37 protein-coding genes and 3 tRNA genes are annotated in these 22,867 nt (G+C 63.6%); 19 read left to right on the plus strand and 21 right to left on the minus strand.

What is annotated here, in order from left to right:
• Positions 1 to 38: 38 nt before the first annotated feature.
• Both hisH and hisB read right to left on the minus strand, forming a co-directional pair.
• A complete protein-coding gene (gene hisH, locus LY622_RS13630) occupies positions 39 to 680 on the minus strand; it encodes an imidazole glycerol phosphate synthase subunit HisH (protein WP_234281004.1) in 642 nt (213 codons plus the stop codon).
• A 29-nt stretch (positions 681 to 709) separates the two neighbouring features.
• Positions 710 to 1,303, minus strand: a complete 594-nt coding sequence (hisB, locus tag LY622_RS13635; protein ID WP_234291392.1) for an imidazoleglycerol-phosphate dehydratase HisB — start codon at positions 1,301 to 1,303, stop codon at positions 710 to 712.
• Positions 1,304 to 1,493: 190 nt separating this feature from the next.
• Between hisB and LY622_RS13640 the strand changes: the two genes are divergently transcribed.
• From LY622_RS13640 to LY622_RS13670, 7 genes are all read left to right on the plus strand, one after another.
• Positions 1,494 to 1,949, plus strand: coding sequence for an acetyl-CoA sensor PanZ family protein (locus LY622_RS13640; RefSeq protein ID WP_234291393.1), 456 nt, complete (start codon positions 1,494 to 1,496; stop codon positions 1,947 to 1,949).
• Positions 1,946 to 4,291 (plus strand): AsmA family protein, encoded by a 2,346-nt coding sequence (locus tag LY622_RS13645; protein ID WP_234291394.1) that lies wholly within the window; start codon positions 1,946 to 1,948, stop codon positions 4,289 to 4,291. Before LY622_RS13640 ends, LY622_RS13645 begins: the two co-directional genes overlap by 4 nt.
• A 90-nt stretch (positions 4,292 to 4,381) precedes the next feature.
• Positions 4,382 to 5,473 (plus strand): A/G-specific adenine glycosylase, encoded by a 1,092-nt coding sequence (mutY, locus tag LY622_RS13650; protein ID WP_234291559.1) that lies wholly within the window; start codon positions 4,382 to 4,384, stop codon positions 5,471 to 5,473.
• Entirely contained in the window at positions 5,470 to 5,742 is a 273-nt protein-coding gene (locus LY622_RS13655; protein WP_234291395.1) for an oxidative damage protection protein, read from the plus strand. The genes mutY and LY622_RS13655 overlap by 4 nt, the downstream gene beginning before the upstream one ends.
• Before the next feature lie 93 nt (positions 5,743 to 5,835).
• Positions 5,836 to 5,911 (plus strand) — tRNA-Phe (locus LY622_RS13660).
• 6 nt (positions 5,912 to 5,917) lie between these two features.
• Positions 5,918 to 5,992 (plus strand) — tRNA-Gln (locus LY622_RS13665).
• A gap of 45 nt (positions 5,993 to 6,037) precedes the next feature.
• A tRNA-Thr gene (locus LY622_RS13670) sits at positions 6,038 to 6,113 on the plus strand.
• Between the two features lie 152 nt (positions 6,114 to 6,265).
• Here LY622_RS13670 and LY622_RS13675 read toward each other — a convergent pair.
• From LY622_RS13675 to LY622_RS13765, 19 genes are all read right to left on the minus strand, one after another.
• Entirely contained in the window at positions 6,266 to 7,438 is a 1,173-nt protein-coding gene (locus tag LY622_RS13675) for a site-specific integrase (RefSeq protein ID WP_234291396.1), read from the minus strand.
• On the minus strand, positions 7,435 to 7,647 hold the full coding sequence (locus LY622_RS13680) for a DUF4224 domain-containing protein (RefSeq protein ID WP_234291397.1): 213 nt from the start codon (positions 7,645 to 7,647) through the stop codon (positions 7,435 to 7,437). The genes LY622_RS13675 and LY622_RS13680 overlap by 4 nt, the downstream gene beginning before the upstream one ends.
• A 176-nt stretch (positions 7,648 to 7,823) precedes the next feature.
• The gene (locus LY622_RS13685) at positions 7,824 to 7,979 is read right to left on the minus strand and encodes a hypothetical protein (protein ID WP_234291398.1); all 156 of its coding nucleotides are present in this window, start codon (positions 7,977 to 7,979) and stop codon (positions 7,824 to 7,826) included.
• Positions 7,979 to 8,569, minus strand: a complete 591-nt coding sequence (locus tag LY622_RS13690; RefSeq protein ID WP_234291399.1) for a hypothetical protein — start codon at positions 8,567 to 8,569, stop codon at positions 7,979 to 7,981. The genes LY622_RS13685 and LY622_RS13690 overlap by 1 nt, the downstream gene beginning before the upstream one ends.
• Positions 8,566 to 10,167: a DNA cytosine methyltransferase gene (locus LY622_RS13695; protein WP_234291400.1), complete on the minus strand. Its 1,602-nt coding sequence runs from the start codon at positions 10,165 to 10,167 to the stop codon at positions 8,566 to 8,568. Before LY622_RS13695 ends, LY622_RS13690 begins: the two co-directional genes overlap by 4 nt.
• Positions 10,164 to 10,517, minus strand: a complete 354-nt coding sequence (locus LY622_RS13700) for a hypothetical protein (protein ID WP_234291401.1) — start codon at positions 10,515 to 10,517, stop codon at positions 10,164 to 10,166. The genes LY622_RS13695 and LY622_RS13700 overlap by 4 nt, the downstream gene beginning before the upstream one ends.
• A complete protein-coding gene (locus LY622_RS13705; RefSeq protein WP_234291402.1) occupies positions 10,514 to 10,708 on the minus strand; it encodes a hypothetical protein in 195 nt (64 codons plus the stop codon). The genes LY622_RS13700 and LY622_RS13705 overlap by 4 nt, the downstream gene beginning before the upstream one ends.
• Complete coding sequence (locus tag LY622_RS13710) at positions 10,705 to 11,163, minus strand: hypothetical protein (protein WP_234291403.1); 459 nt, start codon at positions 11,161 to 11,163, stop codon at positions 10,705 to 10,707. Before LY622_RS13710 ends, LY622_RS13705 begins: the two co-directional genes overlap by 4 nt.
• Positions 11,160 to 11,405: a hypothetical protein gene (locus LY622_RS13715; protein ID WP_234291404.1), complete on the minus strand. Its 246-nt coding sequence runs from the start codon at positions 11,403 to 11,405 to the stop codon at positions 11,160 to 11,162. The genes LY622_RS13710 and LY622_RS13715 overlap by 4 nt, the downstream gene beginning before the upstream one ends.
• Positions 11,402 to 12,022, minus strand: coding sequence for a hypothetical protein (locus tag LY622_RS13720; RefSeq protein ID WP_234291405.1), 621 nt, complete (start codon positions 12,020 to 12,022; stop codon positions 11,402 to 11,404). The genes LY622_RS13715 and LY622_RS13720 overlap by 4 nt, the downstream gene beginning before the upstream one ends.
• A 49-nt stretch (positions 12,023 to 12,071) precedes the next feature.
• A complete protein-coding gene (locus LY622_RS13725) occupies positions 12,072 to 12,386 on the minus strand; it encodes a hypothetical protein (protein ID WP_234291406.1) in 315 nt (104 codons plus the stop codon).
• Between the two features lie 58 nt (positions 12,387 to 12,444).
• Positions 12,445 to 13,248 (minus strand): DUF2303 family protein, encoded by an 804-nt coding sequence (locus tag LY622_RS13730; RefSeq protein ID WP_234291407.1) that lies wholly within the window; start codon positions 13,246 to 13,248, stop codon positions 12,445 to 12,447.
• A gap of 60 nt (positions 13,249 to 13,308) precedes the next feature.
• Complete coding sequence (locus tag LY622_RS13735; RefSeq protein WP_234291408.1) at positions 13,309 to 13,662, minus strand: YfdP family phage-associated protein; 354 nt, start codon at positions 13,660 to 13,662, stop codon at positions 13,309 to 13,311.
• 36 nt (positions 13,663 to 13,698) lie between these two features.
• Positions 13,699 to 14,103 carry a pyocin activator PrtN family protein gene (locus LY622_RS13740; protein WP_234291409.1) on the minus strand — a complete coding sequence of 135 codons (405 nt, stop codon included), beginning with the start codon at positions 14,101 to 14,103 and terminating at the stop codon, positions 13,699 to 13,701.
• Positions 14,090 to 14,383 (minus strand): phage antirepressor KilAC domain-containing protein, encoded by a 294-nt coding sequence (locus tag LY622_RS13745; protein ID WP_234291410.1) that lies wholly within the window; start codon positions 14,381 to 14,383, stop codon positions 14,090 to 14,092. Before LY622_RS13745 ends, LY622_RS13740 begins: the two co-directional genes overlap by 14 nt.
• A gap of 1 nt (position 14,384) precedes the next feature.
• A complete protein-coding gene (locus LY622_RS13750) occupies positions 14,385 to 14,561 on the minus strand; it encodes a hypothetical protein (protein ID WP_234291411.1) in 177 nt (58 codons plus the stop codon).
• On the minus strand, positions 14,558 to 14,905 hold the full coding sequence (locus tag LY622_RS13755) for a hypothetical protein (protein WP_234291412.1): 348 nt from the start codon (positions 14,903 to 14,905) through the stop codon (positions 14,558 to 14,560). Before LY622_RS13755 ends, LY622_RS13750 begins: the two co-directional genes overlap by 4 nt.
• The gene (locus LY622_RS13760) at positions 14,902 to 15,090 is read right to left on the minus strand and encodes a hypothetical protein (RefSeq protein WP_234291413.1); all 189 of its coding nucleotides are present in this window, start codon (positions 15,088 to 15,090) and stop codon (positions 14,902 to 14,904) included. The genes LY622_RS13755 and LY622_RS13760 overlap by 4 nt, the downstream gene beginning before the upstream one ends.
• A gap of 153 nt (positions 15,091 to 15,243) precedes the next feature.
• Positions 15,244 to 15,918 carry an XRE family transcriptional regulator gene (locus LY622_RS13765; protein WP_255762587.1) on the minus strand — a complete coding sequence of 225 codons (675 nt, stop codon included), beginning with the start codon at positions 15,916 to 15,918 and terminating at the stop codon, positions 15,244 to 15,246.
• Between the two features lie 115 nt (positions 15,919 to 16,033).
• On the opposite strand from LY622_RS13765, the gene LY622_RS13770 reads away from it, so the two are divergent.
• From LY622_RS13770 to LY622_RS13820, 12 genes are all read left to right on the plus strand, one after another.
• Positions 16,034 to 16,255 carry a helix-turn-helix transcriptional regulator gene (locus tag LY622_RS13770; protein WP_234291415.1) on the plus strand — a complete coding sequence of 74 codons (222 nt, stop codon included), beginning with the start codon at positions 16,034 to 16,036 and terminating at the stop codon, positions 16,253 to 16,255.
• A 213-nt stretch (positions 16,256 to 16,468) separates the two neighbouring features.
• Positions 16,469 to 16,969, plus strand: a complete 501-nt coding sequence (locus LY622_RS13775) for a phage regulatory CII family protein (RefSeq protein ID WP_234291416.1) — start codon at positions 16,469 to 16,471, stop codon at positions 16,967 to 16,969.
• Positions 16,969 to 17,175, plus strand: coding sequence for a TraR/DksA family transcriptional regulator (locus tag LY622_RS13780; protein ID WP_234291417.1), 207 nt, complete (start codon positions 16,969 to 16,971; stop codon positions 17,173 to 17,175). The genes LY622_RS13775 and LY622_RS13780 overlap by 1 nt, the downstream gene beginning before the upstream one ends.
• Positions 17,172 to 18,206, plus strand: coding sequence for a PriCT-2 domain-containing protein (locus tag LY622_RS13785; protein WP_234291418.1), 1,035 nt, complete (start codon positions 17,172 to 17,174; stop codon positions 18,204 to 18,206). Before LY622_RS13780 ends, LY622_RS13785 begins: the two co-directional genes overlap by 4 nt.
• Positions 18,206 to 19,648, plus strand: coding sequence for a virulence-associated E family protein (locus LY622_RS13790; protein WP_234291419.1), 1,443 nt, complete (start codon positions 18,206 to 18,208; stop codon positions 19,646 to 19,648). The genes LY622_RS13785 and LY622_RS13790 overlap by 1 nt, the downstream gene beginning before the upstream one ends.
• 280 nt (positions 19,649 to 19,928) lie before the next feature.
• Positions 19,929 to 20,153 (plus strand): hypothetical protein, encoded by a 225-nt coding sequence (locus LY622_RS13795; protein WP_234291420.1) that lies wholly within the window; start codon positions 19,929 to 19,931, stop codon positions 20,151 to 20,153.
• A 45-nt stretch (positions 20,154 to 20,198) separates the two neighbouring features.
• The gene (locus LY622_RS13800; protein ID WP_234291421.1) at positions 20,199 to 20,579 is read left to right on the plus strand and encodes a hypothetical protein; all 381 of its coding nucleotides are present in this window, start codon (positions 20,199 to 20,201) and stop codon (positions 20,577 to 20,579) included.
• 270 nt (positions 20,580 to 20,849) lie between these two features.
• Positions 20,850 to 21,428, plus strand: a complete 579-nt coding sequence (locus LY622_RS13805; RefSeq protein ID WP_234291422.1) for an N-acetylmuramoyl-L-alanine amidase — start codon at positions 20,850 to 20,852, stop codon at positions 21,426 to 21,428.
• Positions 21,429 to 21,485: 57 nt separating this feature from the next.
• Positions 21,486 to 21,815: a phage holin, lambda family gene (locus LY622_RS13810; protein WP_234291423.1), complete on the plus strand. Its 330-nt coding sequence runs from the start codon at positions 21,486 to 21,488 to the stop codon at positions 21,813 to 21,815.
• Positions 21,812 to 22,270: a hypothetical protein gene (locus LY622_RS13815; RefSeq protein ID WP_234291424.1), complete on the plus strand. Its 459-nt coding sequence runs from the start codon at positions 21,812 to 21,814 to the stop codon at positions 22,268 to 22,270. The genes LY622_RS13810 and LY622_RS13815 overlap by 4 nt, the downstream gene beginning before the upstream one ends.
• On the plus strand, positions 22,260 to 22,385 hold the full coding sequence (locus LY622_RS22485; RefSeq protein ID WP_255762589.1) for a hypothetical protein: 126 nt from the start codon (positions 22,260 to 22,262) through the stop codon (positions 22,383 to 22,385). The genes LY622_RS13815 and LY622_RS22485 overlap by 11 nt, the downstream gene beginning before the upstream one ends.
• Positions 22,382 to 22,702, plus strand: a complete 321-nt coding sequence (locus LY622_RS13820; RefSeq protein WP_234291425.1) for an HNH endonuclease — start codon at positions 22,382 to 22,384, stop codon at positions 22,700 to 22,702. Before LY622_RS22485 ends, LY622_RS13820 begins: the two co-directional genes overlap by 4 nt.
• Positions 22,703 to 22,867 lie beyond the last annotated feature (165 nt).

A 22,867-nucleotide genomic window follows, 5' to 3' on the forward strand; every position in this document is an offset into this window, starting at 1 on the left:
GTGCGGCGCCGGGCGCCTGGAAAAGAGCGGTGCGGGCCTCAGGGTGCCCAGTTGATGAAGTTTTCCAGCAGCTTGAGCCCTGCCCGGGAGCTCTTCTCCGGGTGGAACTGGACGGCAAAGGTGGCATCGCGCCCGATGGCCACGTGGGCGTTGACCCGGCCATACTCGGTGGTGCCGAACACCGTGGCGTCGTCACTGGCCTCGGCGTAATAGCTGTGCACGAAATAGAAGTGCTCGTCCTGGTCGATGCCGTTCCACAGCGGGTGGTCGTGATGCTGATGCACCAGATTCCAGCCCATGTGCGGCACCTTGAGACGCTGCCCGTTGGCATCGCGCATGTCGGTCGGGAAGTGCTTCACCTCGCCGGGGAGGAAGCCCAGGCAGGCAATGCCGCCGTTCTCCTCGCTGTGATCGAGCAGCATCTGCTGCCCGACACAGATGCCCAGCAGCGGCTTGCTCTGGCTGGCCAGGAGTTCCTGGACGAGGCCACGCAGCTCGGTCTTTTCCAGCTCGCCCATGCAGTCGCGGATGGCGCCCTGGCCCGGCAGCACCAGGCGAGTGGCACCGCGAATGCAGCGAGGGTCGCGGGTGATGATCACGTGCTCGTGGGTGACGTGCTCCAGCGCCTTGGCAACCGAATGCAGATTGCCCATCCCGTAGTCGATGACGGCAATGGTCATGGAGGCTCCTCATTTTTCGGTCGTCGTATCTACAGACAGCCCTTGGTGGACGGCATCTGACCGGCCATGCGCGGGTCCGGCTCAACGGCCATGCGCAGCGCGCGACCGAAGGCCTTGAAGATGGTTTCCGCCTGATGGTGGGCATTGAAGCCCTTCAGGTTGTCGATATGCAGCGTGACCCGGGCGTGATTGACGAAGCCCTGGAAGAACTCCCAGAACAGCTGGGTGTCCAGGCGGCCGATGGCGGCGCGGGTGAACTCGACATCCATGAACAGCCCGGGGCGGCCGGAGAAGTCTATCACGACCCGGGAGAGCGCTTCGTCCAGCGGTACATAGGCATGGCCATAGCGGCGAATGCCGCGCTTGTCGCCGATCGCCTGGGCGAACGCCTGGCCGAGAGTGATGCCGAGATCTTCTACGGTATGATGATCGTCGATATGCAGGTCGCCCACGGCCTTGATGTCCAGGTCGACCAGGCCGTGACGTGCCACCTGATCGAGCATGTGGTCGAGGAAGGGGACGCCGGTCTCACAGGCCAGCCGGCCTTCGCCATCGAGATTGACGGTCACCGTGATCTGGGTTTCCTGGGTGTCACGGGTTACCGTGGCGATTCGCTCGGACATGTCGGACTCTCTCTCGCGCTTTCGCGCGTCGGCATGGGTGGGCCCGGAAGGCCCTGACGGTACGGCTACCGGGCAGGCAAGACGGTGCTTGCCATCATGGGGCCGTTCATTATAGAGAATCGAGCCCCCCATCCGCTACAATGCGGCCATCACAGCGGCGGCCCCGAGCCGCGGCCCAGGGAGATCCACCATGCCGGTTACGCTTCATATCGTCGATCACGCCGCTTGGGCGTCGGATGCACAGGCCCGGCATGACCTGCCGCGCATCTATGGCGATGCACCGGTTGAGCGGCTCTCCGTACCGGTGAATGACTTCATCCAGCATCACCTCGAGGCTGGCCACTTCTTCGGCTGCGCACGCTTCAATGAGCGCCTGCTGGGTGCCGTGGCCGTGCGTGCCGATGCCGAAGCCTGGTGGCTCTCGGAGCTCTGCGTGCGCAAGACCACCCGAAGGCGCGGTGTGGGTTCCCGCCTGCTGGCCCTGGTCAGCAGCGCTGCGGCCGACCGGGGCCTCGGCCTGCGCGCCCCCGCCTCCGAGCTGCCGGTGGCCGATCAACTGCTGCTTTCCCGGCTGGGCTATCGCCTGCACGCAGCCGGAAACTACTTTGAACTGGCTCCACCGCTGCAAGGAGGCGGTAAACCATGAAGCGACTCTTGCAAACCCTGCTGGCGGCCATCGGCGTACTGGGCGTGGTGGTGGTGGCTGCCGTCGTCTACGTCACCACCTTCCTCGACCCGGAGGACTTCAAGCCGCGGCTGATCGATGTGGTGCGTGAGCACAGCGGCATGGAGCTGACGCTGAACGGCCCGCTGGCCTGGTCCTTCTATCCTCGCCTGGGTGTGAGCGTGGAGCGAGTGGAAAGCCACTTGCCCGAGCAGGCGCCGGATGCACCTCCCTTCCTGGCCTTCGACAAGGCCGAGGTGAGCCTGGCCTTTGCCCCCCTGCTGCGTGGTGAAATCGCCATCGAAGGCCTGTCCCTGGACGGCATGCAGCTGCGGCTGGTTCGGGACGAGCAGGGGCAGGGCAACTGGGAGCCGCTGCTTCAGCGCCTGGACGAGCGGCGTGAGGGGGCTGCGTCGGCGCTGGCACCAGCCAGTGCAGGGCCCAACCTGGAAGGCAGCAACCTGGCCGTGGCGCTCAATATTGCCAACGTCCAGGTACGCAACGGTGCCGTGCGCTTCCGTGACCTGGCGGCAGAGAGCGAGTGGACGCTCGATGACCTCGCTCTTTCCGGCACCAACGTCAATCCGGAGCGCGCCTTTCCCCTCAAGGTCTCCTTTAAGCTGGCCTCCTACGGCGCGCTGGACTGGCGTGAGCTCGAGCGAACGCCGGGGCTGGCCAGCACGATTTCCCTCGAGGGTCGGGCAAGCCTGGCTCTCGCCGAGCGGCGCTATGTGATGGAGGGCTTGAGGCTGAGCACGGCGACGCGACTGGGGGGTGTCGAAGGCCGGCAGCAGGCGGACCTGACCGGACAGCAGCTGGTGCTGGATCTGTCACGCCAGCGCCTGCAGTTGCAGGAGGGGCGCCTGGAAGGCAGCGTACAGCATCCTCGGCTGGGGGAGTCGGCCATCCCATTGGTGCTGGCCTTCGCCATGGAGGCGGATCTGGCGGAGAGCACGGCTCAACTGCGCGACCTGTTGCTCACTGGTCCCGATGACCTGCGGCTCAGTGGCAATCTCAACCTGGCCGGGCTCGACGACGCGCCTTCCTACAGCGGCCAGATCAGCCTGGCGCCCCTGTCGCTACGCCCCTGGCTTGCGCGCATCGACCAGCTGCCCCGCATGGCCGGGCCCCAGGCACTCTCCGACGTGGCACTGACCAGTCCCGTGCGGGGTGACCTGGGTCAGGTCGAACTCTCCGGCCTGACGCTGGTGCTGGATGACAGCACCTTCACCGGCCGACTGGGCATGGGTTTCGATGGTCGTGCATTGCAGCTGGCGCTGCAGGGGGACAGCCTGAATCTGGACAACTATCTGCCCCCGCCGGATGCCGCGGAACAGAGCGCCTCCCAGCGTGGCTTCTTCGGTATCCGTCAGGCCCATGCCGATGAAGCCGCGCCGCTGCTCCCCGTGGAGTGGCTCTCCGAGCTGGCCCTCGATGGCGGCCTCGAGCTCGAACGGCTGAAACTGGGTGGGCTCGATTTCTCCGACGTGGACCTGGCGCTGTCCGGCGGCGATGGTCGCCAGCGCCTGGATCGATTCGGCGCCAAGCTCTATGGCGGCGAGATGAGGGCGAGCGGCGAGCTCGACCTGACGCGTGATCCGATACGCTGGCAGTTGACCCCCGAGCTTTCCCGGGTGCGCCTGGAGCCGCTGCTGCAGGCGCTTTCCAAGGACGAGGAGCCCTCCCCTCTGCGTGGGCGCCTCTCCATCGAGGGAGAGCTGGAGGCGCGCCACAACACCTTGCCCGCACTCAGGCGAAGCCTGAACGGGCGGTTGAGCGGCCACATCGACGAGGGCGCGGTACTCAATGTCAACGTCTCCGAGGAGCTGTGTACCCTGGCGGCCATGGTCGAGGGCAAGGAAATCGACCGGGACTGGAGCGATGACACCCGCTTCGAGCGTGCCGAAGCCAGCCTGCGCATCAGCGATGGCGTTGCCCGCAGCGAGAGCATCCTGGTCGCCATCCCCGGAATCGACATGGATGGCGTGGGGGAGCTGGACCTGGTCACCGAGCGCTTCGACCTGCGCGCGGCGGCACGTTTCGTCGACGCTGCCGAGGCGGCCTGCGCGGTCAATCCGCGGTTGGAGCGTGTCCCCCTGCCGGTTCGCTGCACGGGCGAAATCGGTGGCGATAGTAGCGAGTGGTGCCGCTTCGATCGCAACGCCTTCCAGGCCACCCTGGTCGAACTGCTGCGTGACGAAGTCTCGCGCCGTGCCGGCGATGAAGTCGAGCGTCGCCTGGAGCGGCCGCTTGAGCGACTCGAAGAGCGGCTGGGTGAAGATGGCAAGGAACTTCGCGATGCGCTGCGCGGTCTATTTAACTGAGCATCAAGCAAGTCAGTTTCTGCGCCGACTCCCTAGTCGGCGCTTTTTTTCGTGTTGCTTTTCTGCGGGGTGTTTTTGCCGATGACGCCGATGATAGAGATGCCGACGCCGGTGCTTTCCCCGGAAGAATTCCAGCGCCGCCTGCTGGCCTGGTTCGACCGCCACGGCCGTCACGATCTGCCCTGGCAGCAGGAGCGCTCGCCCTACCGGGTCTGGGTATCGGAAATCATGCTGCAGCAGACCCAGGTTGCCACGGTGATTCCCTATTTCGAGCGCTTCATGGCACGCTTTCCCGATCTTGCCGCCCTGGCCGGGGCGCAGCAGGACGAGGTGCTGCATCTCTGGACGGGGCTTGGCTATTACGCCCGTGGGCGCAACCTGCACAAGGCGGCCCGTGAGGTCGCCGACCGCCATGGCGGCGAGCTGCCGCTGGATCTTGAGGCACTGTCCGCGCTTCCCGGGATCGGCCGCTCCACCGCGGGTGCGATCATCGCCCAGAGCAGCGGCCGGCGGGCGGTCATTCTCGACGGCAACGTCAAGCGCAGCCTGGCCCGGCTGCACGCCGTGGAGGGGTGGCCGGGGAGTACGGCCGTATCCCGTCGCCTCTGGGCCCTGGCCGAGCATTACACCCCTGACGAACGCCTGGCCGACTATACCCAGGCGATGATGGACTTCGGGGCGACCCTATGTCGGCGTGGGCAGCCCGACTGCATGGCCTGCCCCTTCGCCGATGTCTGCGTGGCTCGTTGCCGGGGCGAAGAGCGTCGCTTTCCCGAATCGAAGCCCAGGAAGGCGCTGCCTACACGCACCACCCGGATGCTGCTGCTGCAGGACCCCGAGGGACGGGTGCTGCTCGAACAACGCCCCTCCAGCGGCCTCTGGGGTGGGCTCTGGGGTCTGCCGCAGTTCGACGACATCACCGCGCTCGCGGCCTGGCTGGACAGCCACGCCCCGGATGCCGAGCTCGGCCGCGCCTGGTCACCCTTCACCCATGTCTTCAGCCACTTTCGCCTGGAGATCACGCCGCAGCCGGCCCATTGCCACGCTGTCTTCGCCGTGGACGAGTCGCGCTGCTGGTACGATCCTGACAATCCTGCCAGCATCGGACTGGCCGCGCCGGTCAAGTCGCTGCTGATGAGGTCCAGGCCAATCACGTTTCAGAAACAGGGAGAGCACCCATGAGCCGTACCGTATTCTGCCGCAAGTACCAGCAGGAGCTGGAAGCGCTGCCCTTTCCGCCACTACCGGGCAAGAAGGGGCAGGACATCCAGCAAAATGTCTCTAAAAAGGCCTGGGAGGAGTGGCAGGCGCTGCAGACCCGCCTGATCAACGAAAAGCACCTGAACATGCTCGATCCGGAGTCACGAAAGTACCTGAGCGACCAGATGGAGCGCTTCCTCGACAACCGCGAGACCGACCAGGCCGAGGGCTATATCCCGCGGGACCAGTGATCGGGCGGGCACCGATGCCATTTCGCCATCTTCATGAAACGGAAGGGCTTGACGCCTAAGGCCGTATCTTGTTTAATACGCACCGTTGGCAGCGGCCAGATAGCTCAGTTGGTAGAGCAGGGGATTGAAAATCCCCGTGTCGGCGGTTCGATTCCGTCTCTGGCCACCAAACTGCTGGGGTATAGCCAAGTGGTAAGGCACCGGTTTTTGGTATCGGCATTCCCAGGTTCGAATCCTGGTACCCCAGCCACGCCAACGCTTTTCCGATTCTGCAGTTCGCCTGGATCGGCCCCGAGCCGGCATAGCTCAGTTGGTAGAGCAACTGACTTGTAATCAGTAGGTCCCGGGTTCGACTCCTGGTGCCGGCACCATTAAGTGTTTCGGGAAATCAGCGACTTGCACAGATTAGAAACCGCCATCGAGGGCGGTTTTTTGTTGTCTGCGTAAAATGTGACGTAAAATTCCCGCCCCGTTCCGCCCATTCGATAGGCTCCCCTGCGTGAAATCTGGCGCGCTTCGTGGGTCATTCCTCGCTACTTTTCACGACAGGCAGGCTCAGGTCGTAGACGTCCATCATCTGCTCGGAGCGGTGGCCGCTGGCAGCCTGCTTTTCACCCCTGGTCCCTTTCGTATCTGTGATCCCTTTGCGCTTGAGGTCGTGCAGCCCGAAGCGCTCCTCGGCGCTGATTGTTTCGTCGGAAAGTGCGAGCCGGATGAAGCGCTGCCAGGCGGAATCGAATCCGCTCTTGCGCAGGGCATCGCCGCTGCGGGAAACGATGAGCGGGCGGCGTTCAGGTAGTAGCGGCAGGGCCCGGGCTCTGCGCTCCCAGATATCGGCACGCCTTTGTTGGGCAGCGGTGACGGCAGCGCGCAGGCGCGGTGTCCAGCCGACGATGTTGTCGCGGCTGCCCTTGCGGCGGTTGGTGCGCAGGCCCTGCTCAGTGACGTGGGCGTCTGTGAGGGTCACGACTTCGATGCCACGCAGGCGGCAGAGGTACGCGATCTCCATCACGATCCATAGGTAGGTGGGGCAGCTGCCGGCCTGGCCGCGCTTCGGGTAGTCGTCGCCCCGTTCCTGGGCCCGGGCGATCAGCCGCGACATCACCACCGTTTCCGGCAGCCGGCGCTGCTGGCGTTCCTTGGCGGGTTCCACGCCCTGGGCGGGGTTGTCGTCGCAGTAGCCGCGGTTCTTTCCCCAGCGGAACAGGCGGCGAAGGTAGCGCAGCACGGCGTTGGCCTTGCTGGGTGTGCCTTCGTCGGCAATACGATCAATGAGTCGCTGGATCACAGCACTGGTGAGCTTGCGGGTGGTGAGCTCGCCGAAGGTGCCGATGCGCGTGGGCTGCTCGAGCAGGGCCTTTCGCGTGTACTCGTAGCCATCGCGGGACTTCTTGCTGAGTGCCTTGAACTGGGCGCTGTCGTGGAAGGCTTGAGCGAGCCAGCGCAGCTTGTGGCGGTCGACTTGGGTGAGATCTTCGGCGAGCCTATGAAGCTCGGCCAGGGTGGCGCGTGCCGTGGCGATGTTCTTCCTTCGCTGGCGGTCGCCGTCCTGGTAGAGCATGTACCAGTTGCCACGCCCGCGGTGGTCGAAGTAGACCCCGTCGGGCAACTTGGCCTGATCGATGTGGGCGGGAATGTTCGGGTTGTGGCCGCGCTTGCGGCCACGCTTGGCGGGTGGTGGGCTCGGTGGGTTCATAGAATTCTTGGATCGTAGCTGTCGTCGTTCTGCGCATGGGGAGTGAGTCCACCCGCCTGGTTGACCAGGTCGATGGTGGTCCAGGGGCCGAGGCGCCCCCGAAATACCTTCACGCCCTGCTCGACAAGGCAGCGCTCGATGTCGGCCGGCCGCTGGTAGCCGGTGATTGCGCGCAGGTCCTCGCAGGATAGTACGTTTGGGCTACCCATGGCGTGGCGCTCCCCTCCGCTTAATGCCACCAGGTGGCACCCAGCCGGTGACGGTGGCCAGACGGTCGCAGCGATCCTGAGCGATGACATGGGCGGTACGCTCGCGGAGCTTGGTTCGGCGCGCCTGTTTCAGGTGCTCGTGAAAGTTGGTGAGAATTGGTGAGAAGAGTGGCATGTCAGCGGCCCTTGTCTGCTTGGCGAAGCTGTCTGCGTGTAGCGGTCATCAAGTCCATAGCCACCCATAGCAGGGCGAATTGCCACCAGGTCATATTGGTGTGCAGAGCGATCGCCAATGCGGCGGCAAGTGCCGCTATTTCAGGTATCCAGCGCATCAGCGGCCTCCCTCAGCTTGGCGGCGTTTCTCGCGGGCCCCGCAGCGTAGCCAGTTAGCCATCTGGTGCATGTCGGCAACGCAGTCGTCAGCGGCTTCTTCGAGTGCCTCGGCTTGCTTCTCGGCGATCAGTTTGCGAAGTGCCGGCGTGCTTGCCTTTGCCTTATGACGTAGATCGATCGCTCGCTTCTCGAGGCGGTTAGCGTCGACCTGGTCAAACATCTCGGGGAATTCTTCTTCGAGGATTTCGGCCTGTGCGAGGGCTTTGAAGCTTGTGAGCTGGCTGGTTGGAGCGTCGAGCAAGAGTTTCCGGGCTTGATCAATTCGCCACTCTGCATCATACGGCGCAGACAAAGCCCTTATCGCTTGCTCACCTTTGGCGGCTAATGCGGCCGCCTCTCCCTCTGCCCGATTGACTCGTGACTCCAATGTGTCTAGAACGCCTCGCATATTGGCAAGCGCATCTTTCAGTGCGGCGCTTTCTTGCTCTAGTTCCTCCGCCCTGGCGAGGTGCTCCTGGGCCGCGCGGTAGGCGGCCTGAGCAGCTTGCTCGGCGCTCTGGTAGGTGATTCGCCATGCTTCGTAGATCATGCAGCACCTCCAATCCGCTGCAGCGCGGGTACCTGGCTGTCGTTGGCTTCGGCGATGGCGGCCATTGGCAAGGGGCTGACGGAGTTACCGACCATGCGGGTCTGTGCGGTGGCGGTGATACGCCGGCCATCGTGGCCTCGATCGATGATGTAGGTGTCCGGAAATCCTTGGGCCCGATAGAGCTCTCGGCCCTTGAGCATGCGCAGGCAGATATCAACGATGACGTAGGGCGTGCCCTGGATCGTGGCCGTGACCAGTGCCAGGCGGTCGCGGGTTGTCAGGGTGTCCATCGGTTCGCGCAGATCCCTGGGCCCGCCCTTGCCGTAGTAGCTGATCAGGAAGGCGGCAACGCGCAAGGCACCGGCTTCGACTTCGGGGGCCAGCTGGCACTCGACCAGGGCGTGATGCTCGCCGCCGGCAGTGATGGTCGCCAGTGGGTCGCGGATATCGGCGCCGATGCAGTTGCGGCGCAGCGTCGCCAGGTGAGCGGTAACCAGCTGCTGCTGGGTGCCTCTGCCGGTGATGGTGGTCAGCGGCTCACGCAGGTCTCGGCCCGGGCTTTCGTTATATCCGCCGTTCATCTGGGCCATGTAGGCGGTGGCCACCGCGAACGCGCCGCCACGTGGCCAGGCGGTGATGGTGCGCAGCGGCTCGTTTATCGACTGGACGATGTCGCTGGTACCGCCGTAGTTGGCGATAGGCACGATGAACGGCTCACCGGCCTCGATGACGAACTTCTGGATGCCCTTGGCGATGCGTCGCAGGGTGTTTTCTGCCAGCGGCCGGGGGCGGTCGAAGATGCTGCGGGTGGGGATCGACCAATCAATGCACTCGGCAGCGGCTCTCCAGCGCTTCTGGCCCCGGCCCGGGCGCTTGTGATGCGTTGCCTTGGGCCAGACGATGGGCTGGCCGTCGCAGCGGGCCATCAGGTAGAGGCGCTCGCGGGTAGTGGGGGCGCCGTGGTCGCAGGCGGCGATGGTCCGCCACTGCACCTGGTAGCCGAGCCGTCGCAGGCCCTCGACGAAGTGCCGCCAGTTGTGCCCACGCCGAGCCCTGTCCGGTACCAGGAACTGTTCCTGCACTGGTACTCGCTCGCCAGGGGCGGCAATGGTGCCATCGATCTTGATCACCCGGCCGGTTTCCTTGCAGCGCTTGGCGATCAGCGGGCTCCATTGCAGGATCTGCTCAACGTTCTCGAGCGAGATCCGCCTTGGCCGCGCCAGGCCTGCCCACTTGTGCACCACCCAACTGAGCGAACGGATCGCGCGCTTGCGAGGTTGGCCGCCGCGGGCCTGGCTGTGGTGAGTGCAGTCGGGGCTGGCGTGCAGCCAGCCCACCGGGCGGCCTCCAGTTGCCTCGAGGGGATCGACCTCGTAGACGTCACTGAGGTAGTGCTTGGCGCCAGGGTGGTTGGCCTGGTGCATGCTGATCGCGTCGGCGTCGTGATTGATGGCGACGTGCACCGGGCGTTTGAGGCCCATCTCGAGCCCGGTGCTGGCCCCGCCGCCGCCAGCAAACAGGTCGACGTTGATCTCGCCCTGGTAGTCCAGGGCGAACTGGTGGCGCCAGGCTAGGTTGGCGGGAGGGTTGGCGGTCATGCACCACCTCCTGCCGCGATGATCACGGCCTGCACCCTGGCGAGGGTGTCGGTTGAGATACAGCCGTTTGTGCGGCGCATCTCGGTGCGGATCTGCAGCAGTACCTCGCGCATCTCACGGACATGGGCGATCAGCTCGGGTTGCATCATCTTGCCGAGTGGGTCGCCGGCAGCGACGCGGATATCGAAAGTCAGGCCGAGAAGGCAGGTGTTGTCGTGGTTGGCCTCTTCGAAGTAGCGTGCAGCGGCGTCCGCCACTTTACGGGCCTGCGGATCGCTCTCGTGCCAGGCCATGCCGAGGGTGTTGGTGACCAGATCGTTGGCCCAGCGGTCGCGTTGCTGTTCGTTCATGACTGCTGGCCCTCCTTGGGGCTGGCTGGGTGGCGTTTCAGCACCTTGTCCAGGAGGTCCACGGCGGTGATGCCGGCGGAGGGCATGGGGGTGTCGCCGATCGTGTCGCGGACGGCCTTCAGGTCGGCACGCAGCCGCTCGTAGCTTGCCTCGAAGTTGGCCGGGTCCTGACGGGTGGGGGGCTTGATCATGACGGTTGGCCCTCCGACTCAATCGGCAGCGAAGGCACGCCATCCATGTAGGCAAACATCTCTGCCAGGCTGTCCTCGTCAGCCTCGCGGAAGCGCTCAAAGGCAACATGGGCGGCGCCCTTCAGGACCGTGGGCGTCATGGCGGCGACCAGATCGTCGGTGAGATCCGGCGGTTGTTGGTTATGGTCGAGCAGGGGAACTCTGGCGAGGCAGCGGCCGGTGCGTGCCTCGGTAACGTTGACCTGGTGCTCCCAGTTGCTGATGAGGTCGTCGCCTACGTGCTCAAGCCAAGCAAACGCCTCGATCCTGCGTCCGGCCAGGTCGCCCTCGGCCACCTCCATGCTCAGGTCGCCCAGTGCCTTCACGTCGTGTACGCCACTTCCGCCAACAATGCTGATCCTGCGCATGTGCGGCGCGCCTTCGTCGATGGTTCGCGTGCTCTCGTGCAGCTTCATCCCCGGCCCCCTTTCCCGTAGGCCTCAAGGGCTTTCTGCAGGCCTTCCTGCTGGCCGAACTCGCGGATGTTGTTACGGATATCCCTGGGCGACATCCAGAGTTCATCCATGTCACCTTCGCTGTATGTAACCTCGACCCGGGCGGCCTCGGCGCCGCGGCTGGCACGGCGCGGGTTGAACTCGATCAGGCGGAACTGGGGGAAGATCGGGCCGGGATTGGTCGCTTGCTGGAGGTGGTTCATGCGGCACCTCCCTGCCGGGCAGCAGCACGATCGAGGCGTTCGATCTCGGCGAGGATCAGGGCGCCGGCCTTGACCAGGTTTCGGCGGGGGTCGCTGGGCTTCCACCATTTCCTATCCCATGGCCAGATGGCGGGGGCATTGTCGGTGCAGGTGTTCGCCGCTTGATAGGCATAGCTGGCCGCTGCGTAGGCCAACTCGGCGTGTTGGTATTCATCATCCCGTTCGCGGCTGAACCCTTCGGTGGAGAGCTGCCGCATGCGCTCGTGGTAGACGGCGAGATAAGAGGGATTGAGAGCGCTCTCCCGGCCGGCAAACGCCGAGTCAGCGCACAGCAGCAGCTGAGCGAACACGGTCTTGGCGCGCACGGCGACGCTGAATATCTCGCTGTCTTCGTTGTCGCCGCGGTAGATCTCAGTGAAGGCGGCGGGGTGCTGGAAGGTGAGCGAATCGATATAGGCCATGCTGTCGCGGCCGAAGGCGTCGGCTTCCTCCGGCTGCTCGATGGGGCAAGGCAGTTCCTGGAACTCGACGCTGACTTCGAACCCGAAGGGCTCCAGGGTCTCCTTGATGGGGCGCTCTTCAAACAGCGGATGATCAAGCAATTGGTGGTTGTGCATTTGGTGTGCTCCCTGGGTGGTGGACCGCTGACGACCTGGTGGGCAGTCGTCAGGCGGCGTAGTCGCGGAAGAGTCGGCCAGCGAGCTTGCCGGCCGGCGTGGCCAGCACCTGGCTGGCGACCTGCTTCCGTGTTGCCGGCGAGCGGCTCGCGGCGGTCTGGCGGTTGCGACGGCTGGTCGATGCCATTTTGCCGGCGCGGCGCTTGCCTTCGGGCACCGCTTTGATCAGCTCGAGGCCCCGCTTGCCGTCGCAGTAGCGGCGCTGGATGGTGGCGTAGTTGTGGTCGTGGCGGATGGCCAGCTCCTGCAGGCTGACAAGCTCACCGGTTGCCGGGTCTTCCGTCATGTGTTTCGGGCGTGCCATGGCTGTGTCCTCTGCGGGGATCGGCCAGCATCGCCGGCCGGTCCCGTGGGGTGGTGGCTCACTGCTTGCTGAAGTTGCCGAGCAGCAGGGTGGCGTCGTCGTCCAGGTTGGCTCGCAGCACATCCTTGAAGTCCTTGGCGATCTCCTCCTTGATGCCTTCCAGGCCCATCACGCGCAGCTTGACCTTGGGCTTGTCGATGTCGGTGAGGATCGAGACGCGCAGGTCGAAGGTGCGCAGCGGCAGTCCTTCATAGGGCAGGCAGGTGAGGCGGATCACCGCCGGGGTGTCGGTACCGGTGCTGGCGTCGATGGCATCGAGCCCGGTGCGCGTGGCGTTCCAGTCGCCCTCCTCGTGGGTGCGCTCGCTTGCGGCCTTGATCTCGATCTTGCGCACCATGTTGGCCAGCTGCTTGGGGCTGAGCAGGTTGCCATTGGTGCTCTCGCCCTCGATGTGGGCGTGCCAGTCCTCGATCCAGTGGGCGAGCTCCTTCTGGCCGAAGGCGTTTTCGTGGGCACTGAGCACAGCGCGGTAGGGTGCGGTCTTCTGCAGCGCCAGGCTGGCACGGTGCTCGGCGTGGCCGGGTGCCTCTGGGTTGCCCAGGTCAAAAAAGGCGATTGCATCCATGTCGTCGGTGTCGACGAATACCTCGGCCTCTAGCTGCTTGTTGGCGTACTCGGCGAAGTCCTCGATCGAGCGGGTGGAGAACACGCCCCGGTAGCGGCTGGGCGCCTCCTGATACTTCTCGAGGCTGGCCAGCTTGTAGCCTTCGGGCACGAGCATGGTGGGTACGTCGGTGCCGGGGTGGCCGATCTGCGACGCCTGGACGAGCGCCTGGATCTTATCGATGGCTTGTGCATCCATGTTTCAGGTTCCTGTGTGATTGCGGTTGGTGTGCGTGTGGTGGTGGGTTGGGCGCGGCGGTTAAGCGCGCTGGGTGGCGTTCGGCTGCTGGTCGAACTGGAACTTGCCCTGCTCTTCCGGGAACAGCGAAAGACCGTTACGACCTACGTGCAGCGGAGTCGAGGTGGTGTTCTCCTCGGTCTTCTTGCCCTTCGCTGTGGGCTGGATGAACGAAACCTTGTGGTCGCAGTTCACCTGGCGGCTCTCAGCTATGCGCTTGAAGCTCAGCTTGATGGTCACTTCGCCGGCCTTGCCGTGCTCGACGACGCCAAAGGCGACATCGGTCAGGGCGCGGGCGATCTTCTCGCGAAACACGCCGGCATCGAGATCGTCGAGCAGGGCGTTCACGTCGGTGTTGGTAGATTGCTGTGACATGGTCTTTCTCCTACGTGGTGGTGGCCCGTGGGCCGGTTAGTCCGCGGTGGCCAAGGCCACCGTGCGGAATTCGGTTTCGGGTACCGCGTCGATCATCCGTTGCCGAAGCCGGCGTTTGTCTTCCGACGTGGTGTAGAGCACCTGGCGTTGGGCGGCGGCATGGGTGGCGCGGGATTCGATGAGGGCGGCGAGCTGGTAGATGCAGACGTACGTCATCGCCTTGGCGCTATCGTCGAGGGTGACCAGCGGCAGGGGGATGCGTCCGTCGCGCAGGGCCCGCTTGAAGGTTGCCTCGTTGAGATTGCGGAAGTACGCCTTGCGCACCGCATCAGGATCGATCAGCACGCCTCCGAACTGGCGGTAGAGCAGTGCGACGGTGCTTGTGTCGTCGGTCGGCTCCTCGCTGCCCAGGTGGCGGATGTCGACGTCAGGCTTGCTCATCGTTGGCCGCCTCGCGGTCGGTGACGATCTGCCGGCCCAGGCGGGTGGCGATGTAGCGCAGCCCCTGATCTGTGATCAGCGTCTTGCCGTAGGGCACCGGTGAGCCCCTGCCGACGTGCTTATACTCCTTGAGTTTGACGACGAGCCGGCCGGCGCTGGTGTGGGCACGGGTGCCCAGGTTGCGGCTGTCGAGCATGCCGAGTTCGCGGAGCTCCTTGCAGAGTGTCGTTCGGCCGGTACCAAGCAGGGCGGCGGCTTGCTGGAGGGAGTATTGGGCCATGTCAGAACCTCCTCTCGAGATAGGTGCCCAGGAGGGCGGCAAACAGGAGAAGTGCGATCAGCACGAGCATGATGCCCAGCAGAATGGCGCTGCCCACGGCCAGGTCGCTTGCGTCTGCCGGGAGCAGGGCGACCAGCAGCGTGGCGAGGTAGTGGAAGGGGCTGAAGAAGTCGCTCATGCGGCACCCCCCGTCCCTGGTCCTGGTCCTGGCATCGGCAGGCGCGCGGTGAGCTGGTTGAGCATGTGGCTCAGGCTATTCAACGAATCAGCGTCGGCGAGCTTTTGCGGTGGCAGGTAAACACTCATGCTCCACTCGGATCTGTAGCTACCATCGCCGCCTTTTTCCTTTTCCTGACGATGAGGTGGGATGATCGAAGCAGTGAGCGAGTGGGTGCCCCCTGAGTAATGGCAGCAAGCCTCGTACTCGGTGTGCAGGGTGATATCGACACAGATGTCCTGGATGCGCGCCATCAGGCAGCGGTGTGCCGTGGTCAGGCCGTGCAGGTGGGTAACGTTGTTCATGCCGCACCTGCCTTCGCTTCGGCGCGGGCTATTTCTGCGGGGGTGAGCAGGTGGATACCACGACCGGCGGCGACGACGCAGGCGAGTCGGCCGGTGGCATGCTCAATGGCTTGAATGGCTTTGATGCTGGTTATGGCGGCCGGGTGCAGGTACACCCGTGCCGGGGTGATGCTGTTGGTGTGCATTGCGCTTTCCTCTAACTCGTGGTGGGCGAGTAAGAGAAGCATTGCGCAACGTTTGGTTGTTGTCAATACGAAATGTTATGTCTGCTGGCGGACTATAACAAAAAGGCCGGTGCTGACCGGCCGATATGTAGTGATGACTGGAGTGTGTCGGTGCTAGAGGTTGCCGCCGTGCCAGATGATGCGTCCGACGATAGTCAGCTGGGCCATGGCGTCATCGGCGAGCTCTTCATCGGGATATCTGCGCTTGTCGTCATTGTCGCTGCGGATGATCCAGCGGCCGGTAATGCTGTGAACCAGGCGCTTGATCAGCAGTTCGCCATCGGGTCGGCGAATGACATAGATTTTGCCATTGCGGGGCTCGGTCTGGCTTTCATCCATCAGCACCACGTCCCCATCGAGGATGGTCGGCTCCATGCTCATGCCTCTGGCATAGATAACATGCAGGTCATCTGGGTTTGCGCCCATGCGGTGCAGCCAGGAGCGCTTGAAAGCCAGGCCGCCATTGACCTCGATGTGATCATTCATGTGACCATTGCCCAGCGATCCAGCGGCGGTGTATTGGTCAATGATGATGAAGTCGTCGTCCCCGTGCTGCTGCCTGTCTTCTTTTACGCCGTGGCTCTCTTCATCCAGCAGCCGCATCAGTGATGCGTCCAGGGCACGGGCGATCTTTCGCAAGTCGCCGATGTTGGGCTCTCTGCGATCCTTTTCATAATTGGCAATTCTTGCTTGGCCCGCCGAGTCCCAGCCGCAATGCCTTGCCAGCTCTGCCTGGGTCAGGTTACGGGCCTCGCGCAGGGCGCGTATGCGCTGGCCGAGTGTGTTCATTCCGCGAAAATATCACGGTATGAAAAGGCCGGTGCAAACGATTGGTAGGGTTCGTGCTTGTGCGCATTGCAATCCGTTATTATAGTGGGGCATGAACCCTACGGAGTAACGGGGAATGAACAGGATAATTGAGCTGCGAAACAAGCACCGCATCAAGCAAATAGACCTTGCTAATCAACTGGGCTGGCATCAGGCCCGGTTGAGCAATTATGAGCATGGTCGCCGGGGTCCTTCGCTGGAAGACAGTCGCGCTATCGTAACCGCGCTGCAGGCTCTGGGTGTTGATTGCACGCTTGACGATGTTTTTCCCCCAAAGCATGAAGGTCAGGCCGCCTAGGGAGGCGGCCTGACCAGTGCCGGGGAACCTACCCACCATAGGTAATCCCCCGGCGGTGCTGGTGAATGTGGTTAGCAGTCACCAGACTTGTCGCAGAGAGGTTGAATGCCCACCACAGGCTTCTCTGCATGTGATGCACACCAAATGCGATCACGCTTGCAAGGATAACGCATTGGCAAGCGGATCGCATGGCAACGTAGCGGGAGTAATGCCATGTCGAGGCGCCTACCGAATTCGCGCGATCGTGCCCAGCGCGAAGTCCTTCCTCTTTCCCTTGCCCTGTACCACGCTGCCCGGGACTATCCCGGTGGCATTAAAGCCGTCGCCGCGGTACACGGGATCAACCCCACTACCCTGCAGCACAAGCTGAGCCCCACCCACGAACCGCACCGGCCGAACATCGATGACCTCGAGGCGGTGCTCGCCACTACCGGCGACGCCCGCATCCTGGATTCCCTGGGCGAGATGGCCGGGTGCATCTTCGTGTGCCCGTGCCCCAAGCATGTCGAGGGGCCAGTGGTCGGCCTGCTGGCATCGGTCGGTGAGCTGCAGCAGCGTGTGGCAGATACCGTCAAGACCCTGCACGAGAGCCTGGAAGATGGGGTGATACACCCCCACGAGGCGCGTGAGCTGCACCTGCGCGTGCGGCGGTTGATGGCGGCGTCGCTGGCGATCGAGGCGGCGGCGAACAACTACGCGGAGGGCGATGAGTAATGGACAACGCCGATATCGCGCAGGATCTGATCGAGTATCGCCTTCAGCAGAGCCTTGCCGCACGCCAGGCGGCTCTGGCCAAAGCCGGCGTCGGGCCGGTGGAATGCGAAGAATGCGGCGAGGAGATCCCCGCTGCCCGCCGCGAGCGGTTGCCGGGCGTGACGACGTGCGTACCCTGCCAGACGATCAGGGAGGGGCGTCGGTGAATTATGATCCTCTATCCCTCGACGAGCTGCGCCAGGCGCTGCAATACATTCCTGCCGATGACCGCGAAACCTGGGTCAGCATCGGCAACGCCTGCAAGACTGAATACGGCGACGATGGCTGGGAGCCCTGGAACGAATGGAGCGAGCAGGCGGCGAGCTACAGTGCGGGCGATGCCAAGGCGGTGTGGCGCAGCCTGAGCCCGGGCCATGTGCGCCTGGGTACGATTATCAAGCTGGCTACGGATGGCGGCTGGAAACGCACGGAACGAGAGATGAGCGCGGCGGTCAGGCGGGAGCTGAAGGCTGCGGCGGAGGAGCGCCGGCGCAGGGCGGCTGAGAAGGTCGAGGCCGACCAGGCCAAGCTGGCCCGGATGCAACAGGCCGTGGCCGGTGCCTGCCGGCGGGTGATCGAGCAGCACCTGGTGGCCGAGGGGGAATCCCCCTATCTGCAGCGTAAGGGCGTCGGCGCCCATGGCGTGCTGTTTCCGAAGCGGGCGGTGGTAGTGAGCGTGGATAGCCAGCGCGAGCGGGTCGATATCTGGGCCGGTACCGATGTGAAGCTGTTCTTCGATGACCTGCCGAAGCCCCGCCCGGATCACCTGCACTTCTTCCACTTGCGCTCGAATGACGTCGTCGTGCCGCTGCGGGATGCCCGCGGGCAGGTTTGGTCACTGCAAACGATCAATCACCTGGGCACCAAGCTGTTCCCCAAGTTCGGCCGCAAGTCTGGATGTTTCCACCTGATCGATCCCAGTCCCAACGAGATGCCGCCCATCGTGGCGATTGCCGAGGGCTACGCAACGGCGGCCAGCGTGTACGAGGCGACCGGCTGGCCGGTGGCCGTGGCGGTGGACCTGGGCAACATGGTGAAGGTGGCGCCTCTGATGCGGGCGATGTTCTCCGCTTCTCAGCTGATCCTCTGCGGTGATGACGACCCGGATAGCCCGGACAATCCGGGGCGCACGAAGACGGCGGCACTGGCGGAAAGCCTGGGCTGTGCAGTGGCCTTTCCGAGCTTGGAGGCCGCCTGATGGATTGGAATGATCTTCACCAGGCGCAGGGCCTGGATGCGGTGCGGCAGCAGCTCTTCTCCGCACTCGAGGCTGCCAATGATGCTTCACCCCCCATCGAAAGCCTTGCGGCAGGCACCGAGAGTCCGCCATCCGGGCGTAAGCCTGAGGATGGGGTAGGAGACCCTGCCGACGCAGAGTGGCAATGGGTCGAAGAGCTGAGGCGAACTGACCGAGGGACCATCAAGGGGGAGCTAGGTAACGCCTACCTTGTGTTCAAGCACCACCCGGCATGGAAGGGGCTGCTGGCATTCAACTCCTTTACCCAGGAAGTGGACAAGCTGAGGGCGCCACCCTTCCCCAATGGTGAGGCCGGCAAGTGGCGCGATGCCGATGCCGGGCATGCGTTGGTGTGGCTGCAGCAGCAGATGGGCGTGCCGATCGGCCAGGTCAACGTGGCCGACAAGGCAGCGATGACCGTAGCCGACGAGCACCGATATCACCCGGTGGCCGATTATTTGAAGAACCTGCCGGCGTGGGATGGTACGCCCAGGTTGGCGGGGCTCATGAGTCAGGTCTTCGGAGCGGACGATAACGACTACACGCAGCACCTGGGCGTTTCGATGCTGGTCTCGGCTGTGGCTCGGATACAAGAGCCGGGCTGCAAGGTCGATGAGATGATCATCCTCGAGGGCGGGCAGGGGCTGGGCAAGTCGACGTGTATCCGCGAGCTGTTCGGCGCCGGCTGGTATGTGGAGCTTTCCGAGGCGCCCGACAACAAAGACTTCTTCCTGACGATCCAGGGGGCCTGGGCGGTCGAGATCGGCGAGCTGCAGTCGTTCTCGAAGGCCAACATCACCATGGTCAAGATGGCCATCACCCGCCGCGATGACAAGTTTCGCCCACCTTATGCGCAGCGCGCCATCAGCCACTTGCGACAATGCATCTTCATCGGTACCACCAACGCGACTGAGTACCTGATTGACTCCACAGGGGCACGTCGCTTCCTGCCCGTGGCTTGCCGCAAGGCAGATGTGGGGTATGTCAGCCAATGGCGTGAGCAGCTCTGGGCGGAAGCGTTGAAGCGTTACCGAGACGGATTCGAGTGGTGGAAGGTGCCAGTTGACCAGGCGGCCATTGAGCAGGATCAGCGCTACCTCGAGGATCCCTGGGAAGAGCGCATCGTTGACTACCTGGATGGTCATGCGCCCTCCAACGCCTATCCGGACTGGCGCAATGGCGGGGCGAAGTCTGCCTATATCAACAAGGTGACGACGAGGGAGCTCATGGAGCATGCCTTGCGCCTGGACGTGGCGAGGCAGGGCAAGCAGGAGCAGCGAAGGGTGGGGGACATCATGCGCCACCTGGGCTGGCTGAAGCAGCCTCAGCAGAGAATCGCTGGCTCGACGAAGCGGATCCGGCCATACCTGCGGCCAGGTGCCGACCCAGATTCGGAAAACTAAGGATGATTTGTCACATGATCGGGGTTTGTCACATGTTCTGTCACATGATGGGTGAGGAAAAATCCTTTGCTAATCAATCGTGTCACCAGTGTCACCAGTGTCACCAGTGATTCGCGCACATATGCGCGCATGCGCACGCACGCGCATGTATATTTATAGTTTTATATGTGACATATGTGACACTAGTGACAACGTTGATATATAAGAATTTTTCTTGTCACATGATACGAAGGTCTTATGTGACACATGTGACAGCCACTTACCAGCAGGGAGATTGACCATGAGAAATCAAGGCACGCTTGAACAGCGTCAGCGGGAGGTCAGAGAGGAGCTGCAGGAACAGTCCGCGCTGGCGGTGGAGTCCTATCTGGTAGCCGCCATCGACATCCTCGATAGGAACCTCTCGCCAGAATTCTTCGAGAAGAATCCGCAGCTGCTCGGCGATATGGTCAAGGCGATGGCCATCCAGCACCAGGCAGATGTCGAGTTGGCGAAGAATCAGTAGCTCACGGCCACCCACCAGGCCCACCACCACGTAGGAGCACACCAAATGATCAAGGAAATGGACGAGCTGCTGCAGCACTGGGCAGACCAGCATCGAGGGCGGGGGTTGCGCCAGTGCAGCCCCCTGGGCGCCCTGGTTGAGTTTGGTGGCATACCGCCACGCTCGAGTAACCCGAAGGGCAGCCGGGACCCGCTGGGGCTGGGTGAGCTTGACGAGGCGGCGTGGCAGATCGAGCAGGCCCTGCGCACGCTGCATGACAACCACCAGGTGCTGGCACATGAGCATTACCGCTGGAACGGCTACAGCGACGAGAAGGCAGCACGGCTTGGGCTGGCCCGCCAGACCTATTATGACCGGCTGCACCGGCTGCATTATGAGCTGCAGCGTGCCCTGAAGGACCAATTCAAGCGGCAGCGGTATGCCTGAGACCGTTGCATTGTGGTATGACGCCGGGGCGAACCCCACACATTGCGGTATGAGCATTACTTGGTGGTTGATGCCACCGGAATCGAGGGCCATGATTCGCGTACCGTCACATAGCTGCGCCTGATTCGAATCCCTGCGGTCACCTTGCATGGCACTTTCCCCCGGCATCTCGCCGGGGTTTTTGTTTCTTGCGCATGACGAACCGAGTTACTCCCGCCGTGGTGGGCGGTGCCGCCTTCGGGCGGCATTTTACTTTCTGGAGGCAGTGCGATGACGATTCGCTGGATTGATCGAGTCAAGGCGATCCCATCTGCCCCGCCCCAGGTGTGGACCGTGATGATCTCTGCCGGGCACAGCGATACCCAGCCTGGCGTTGTGGCCAACGGCTTTCGCGAAGCGGATATCGTGCTGGAGTTCCGGCAGCTGGTCAGTGCCGAGCTGTGCGAGCTGGGTATCAAGCACCTGCTTGACGGCGAGCCACACGAGAACCTGCCGTTGAGCCAGGCGGTGGACATAGCCAAGCGCTGCGATATTGCCGTGGAGTTTCACACCGACTCGGCATCGCCCAGGGCCAGCGGTAGCTGGACGCTCTCGCATGCCCCCAACAAGCCGCTGGGTGCCAAGCTGGCCCGCATGACTGCCGACACGCTGGGCATCGAGAACCGTGGGGCCCGCCCTGAGAATGCCGGCCATCACCATCGCCTGGCGTTCGTCTCGGATGGTGGGGGCATCATCCACGAGCTGTTTTTCCTGACCAACCCGCACGACTTGGCCGCCTACATGCAGCACAAGCAGGTGCTGGCCGGCGAGATCGCTGGCGTGCTGGCCACGGCAGCAAGAAAACCATAACCCGAAATGCGCAGGGCAGCCCCATGAGGTGGCCCAATGAAAAGACAGAGAGATGCCATGTCCGGCCCGGATAAGGATCCGCAGTTCCTGCAGGCTGCTCTGGCGTATGTCGCGAATGCGTGGCCTCAGCTCTACGCCGCGGCGCTGGCGTTCGTTGTTGCCCTGGTGCGGAGCCTGCATTCTGGCACGAAGCGGAAGAAGAGCTGGATGGAGGCGGTGCTGTGCGGCTGCCTGACTCTGGCCGTATTCCCTGTCCTGCAGTACCTGGGCCTGCCCGTGAGCCTGGCTGCCGCCATCGGTGCGGTTATCGCATTCAAGGGTACCGAATGGGTTGGCCACAGGAGCGATGAGCTGTATCAGAAGCTTGTCGGACGGTGGCTGAAATGATCCGCCGTCTGATGAGTGGAGCCACCGGCTGGCTGATTGCTGGGCTTCTCGGCATCACTGTCTATGCCGGGATGCAGGCGCGCCATTATGCGCTGCAGCTCTCGGACAGCAAGGCCCAGGTAGCACGTAGTGAACAGCGCGCCGAGATCCTGCTCGAGCATCAGCGCTGGCAGCGGCAGCAACTGGAAACCCTGTCGTTGGTCCTGGCTGTGCGTGACGAACAGCTTGAGCGTGATGGCCAGCTGCTCGACTTGATCCGCACCGCGGCCAGCAACTTGGAGCGTGACGATGCCGAAACTGCCGACTGGGCTGATCAGCCTAGCCCTGCTGCTGTTCGTCAGTGGCTGCGCGACCTCACAGCCGATGCCGTTGACGGTGCCGGTGATGGTGAGTCCGGACGTGCCCAGCCACCTGCTCAGCCCGCTGCCGGTACCGACGAGGAACGTGACTCGTAACCGGGACCTGCTGCAGCTGTTGGCTGACTATGAGTCGCTGCGGCGTAGAGCCAATGCCGACCGCGCGGCAGTCGCGGGCATCCTCGAGCGCCCCGGATCGGCGGGTGAGCAGTGAGTGAGTATGACCAGCGCCGTGGTAGCGCAGCGTCACGCGGCTATGGCCACAAGTGGCGCAAGGCCCGGGAGGATTACCTTCGGGAGCACCCGCTTTGTGTGTTCTGTCAGCGACGGGGCAAGGTGACGCCGGCAACGGTTGTTGACCACATCGAGCCACATAAGGGCGATCTCAAACTGTTCTGGCGACGCTCGAACTGGCAGGGGCTGTGCAAGCCATGCCACGACATCGACAAGCAGCGCCTGGAGAAGGGTGGCGCCCTGCCTGGCTGCGATGCCGATGGGCTGCCTGCAGACCCTCATCATCACTGGTCCTGACTCGCCTCGCGATGCGTGGCGGGCCGAAGGGGGAGGGGGTGGTCAAAGTCCACAGCCTCAGCGACCGAGACCGATCCGCCCCCTTTTCTTGTGAAAGCGGGAAATATGGGAGGGGGGTATCTCGAGCCTGGGGTGTCCTGAATCCCATCAACTGGAGTCGCCGTT

The sequence above is a fragment of the Halomonas alkalisoli genome, from assembly GCF_021412585.1.
GTDB classification, from domain to species: Bacteria; Pseudomonadota; Gammaproteobacteria; order Pseudomonadales; family Halomonadaceae; genus Halomonas; species Halomonas alkalisoli.

What these genes read in the sequence shown, in the direction of transcription:
- LY622_RS13770 (WP_234291415.1), top strand. Translation starts at nt 16,034, where the DNA reads ATGAACAGGATAATTGAGCTGCGAAACAAGCACCGCATCAAGCAAATA.
- LY622_RS13720 (WP_234291405.1), bottom strand. Translation starts at nt 12,022, where the DNA reads ATGCACAACCACCAATTGCTTGATCATCCGCTGTTTGAAGAGCGCCCC.
- LY622_RS13725 (WP_234291406.1), bottom strand. Translation starts at nt 12,386, where the DNA reads ATGGCACGCCCGAAACACATGACGGAAGACCCGGCAACCGGTGAGCTT.
- LY622_RS13655 (WP_234291395.1), top strand. Translation starts at nt 5,470, where the DNA reads ATGAGCCGTACCGTATTCTGCCGCAAGTACCAGCAGGAGCTGGAAGCG.
- LY622_RS13675 (WP_234291396.1), bottom strand. Translation starts at nt 7,438, where the DNA reads ATGAACCCACCGAGCCCACCACCCGCCAAGCGTGGCCGCAAGCGCGGC.
- hisB (WP_234291392.1), bottom strand. Translation starts at nt 1,303, where the DNA reads ATGTCCGAGCGAATCGCCACGGTAACCCGTGACACCCAGGAAACCCAG.
- LY622_RS13775 (WP_234291416.1), top strand. Translation starts at nt 16,469, where the DNA reads ATGTCGAGGCGCCTACCGAATTCGCGCGATCGTGCCCAGCGCGAAGTC.
- LY622_RS13790 (WP_234291419.1), top strand. Translation starts at nt 18,206, where the DNA reads ATGGATTGGAATGATCTTCACCAGGCGCAGGGCCTGGATGCGGTGCGG.
- LY622_RS13815 (WP_234291424.1), top strand. Translation starts at nt 21,812, where the DNA reads ATGATCCGCCGTCTGATGAGTGGAGCCACCGGCTGGCTGATTGCTGGG.
- LY622_RS13740 (WP_234291409.1), bottom strand. Translation starts at nt 14,103, where the DNA reads ATGAGCAAGCCTGACGTCGACATCCGCCACCTGGGCAGCGAGGAGCCG.
- LY622_RS13805 (WP_234291422.1), top strand. Translation starts at nt 20,850, where the DNA reads ATGACGATTCGCTGGATTGATCGAGTCAAGGCGATCCCATCTGCCCCG.
- LY622_RS13640 (WP_234291393.1), top strand. Translation starts at nt 1,494, where the DNA reads ATGCCGGTTACGCTTCATATCGTCGATCACGCCGCTTGGGCGTCGGAT.
- LY622_RS13730 (WP_234291407.1), bottom strand. Translation starts at nt 13,248, where the DNA reads ATGGATGCACAAGCCATCGATAAGATCCAGGCGCTCGTCCAGGCGTCG.
- LY622_RS13765 (WP_255762587.1), bottom strand. Translation starts at nt 15,918, where the DNA reads ATGAACACACTCGGCCAGCGCATACGCGCCCTGCGCGAGGCCCGTAAC.
- LY622_RS13710 (WP_234291403.1), bottom strand. Translation starts at nt 11,163, where the DNA reads ATGAAGCTGCACGAGAGCACGCGAACCATCGACGAAGGCGCGCCGCAC.
- LY622_RS13780 (WP_234291417.1), top strand. Translation starts at nt 16,969, where the DNA reads ATGGACAACGCCGATATCGCGCAGGATCTGATCGAGTATCGCCTTCAG.
- LY622_RS13645 (WP_234291394.1), top strand. Translation starts at nt 1,946, where the DNA reads ATGAAGCGACTCTTGCAAACCCTGCTGGCGGCCATCGGCGTACTGGGC.
- LY622_RS13760 (WP_234291413.1), bottom strand. Translation starts at nt 15,090, where the DNA reads ATGCACACCAACAGCATCACCCCGGCACGGGTGTACCTGCACCCGGCC.
- LY622_RS13685 (WP_234291398.1), bottom strand. Translation starts at nt 7,979, where the DNA reads ATGCGCTGGATACCTGAAATAGCGGCACTTGCCGCCGCATTGGCGATC.
- LY622_RS13800 (WP_234291421.1), top strand. Translation starts at nt 20,199, where the DNA reads ATGATCAAGGAAATGGACGAGCTGCTGCAGCACTGGGCAGACCAGCAT.
- LY622_RS13680 (WP_234291397.1), bottom strand. Translation starts at nt 7,647, where the DNA reads ATGGGTAGCCCAAACGTACTATCCTGCGAGGACCTGCGCGCAATCACC.
- LY622_RS13715 (WP_234291404.1), bottom strand. Translation starts at nt 11,405, where the DNA reads ATGAACCACCTCCAGCAAGCGACCAATCCCGGCCCGATCTTCCCCCAG.
- hisH (WP_234281004.1), bottom strand. Translation starts at nt 680, where the DNA reads ATGACCATTGCCGTCATCGACTACGGGATGGGCAATCTGCATTCGGTT.
- LY622_RS13745 (WP_234291410.1), bottom strand. Translation starts at nt 14,383, where the DNA reads ATGGCCCAATACTCCCTCCAGCAAGCCGCCGCCCTGCTTGGTACCGGC.
- LY622_RS13755 (WP_234291412.1), bottom strand. Translation starts at nt 14,905, where the DNA reads ATGAACAACGTTACCCACCTGCACGGCCTGACCACGGCACACCGCTGC.
- LY622_RS13695 (WP_234291400.1), bottom strand. Translation starts at nt 10,167, where the DNA reads ATGACCGCCAACCCTCCCGCCAACCTAGCCTGGCGCCACCAGTTCGCC.
- LY622_RS13700 (WP_234291401.1), bottom strand. Translation starts at nt 10,517, where the DNA reads ATGAACGAACAGCAACGCGACCGCTGGGCCAACGATCTGGTCACCAAC.
- LY622_RS13735 (WP_234291408.1), bottom strand. Translation starts at nt 13,662, where the DNA reads ATGTCACAGCAATCTACCAACACCGACGTGAACGCCCTGCTCGACGAT.
- LY622_RS13705 (WP_234291402.1), bottom strand. Translation starts at nt 10,708, where the DNA reads ATGATCAAGCCCCCCACCCGTCAGGACCCGGCCAACTTCGAGGCAAGC.
- LY622_RS13750 (WP_234291411.1), bottom strand. Translation starts at nt 14,561, where the DNA reads ATGAGCGACTTCTTCAGCCCCTTCCACTACCTCGCCACGCTGCTGGTC.
- LY622_RS13810 (WP_234291423.1), top strand. Translation starts at nt 21,486, where the DNA reads ATGTCCGGCCCGGATAAGGATCCGCAGTTCCTGCAGGCTGCTCTGGCG.
- LY622_RS13795 (WP_234291420.1), top strand. Translation starts at nt 19,929, where the DNA reads ATGAGAAATCAAGGCACGCTTGAACAGCGTCAGCGGGAGGTCAGAGAG.
- mutY (WP_234291559.1), top strand. Translation starts at nt 4,382, where the DNA reads ATGATAGAGATGCCGACGCCGGTGCTTTCCCCGGAAGAATTCCAGCGC.
- LY622_RS13690 (WP_234291399.1), bottom strand. Translation starts at nt 8,569, where the DNA reads ATGATCTACGAAGCATGGCGAATCACCTACCAGAGCGCCGAGCAAGCT.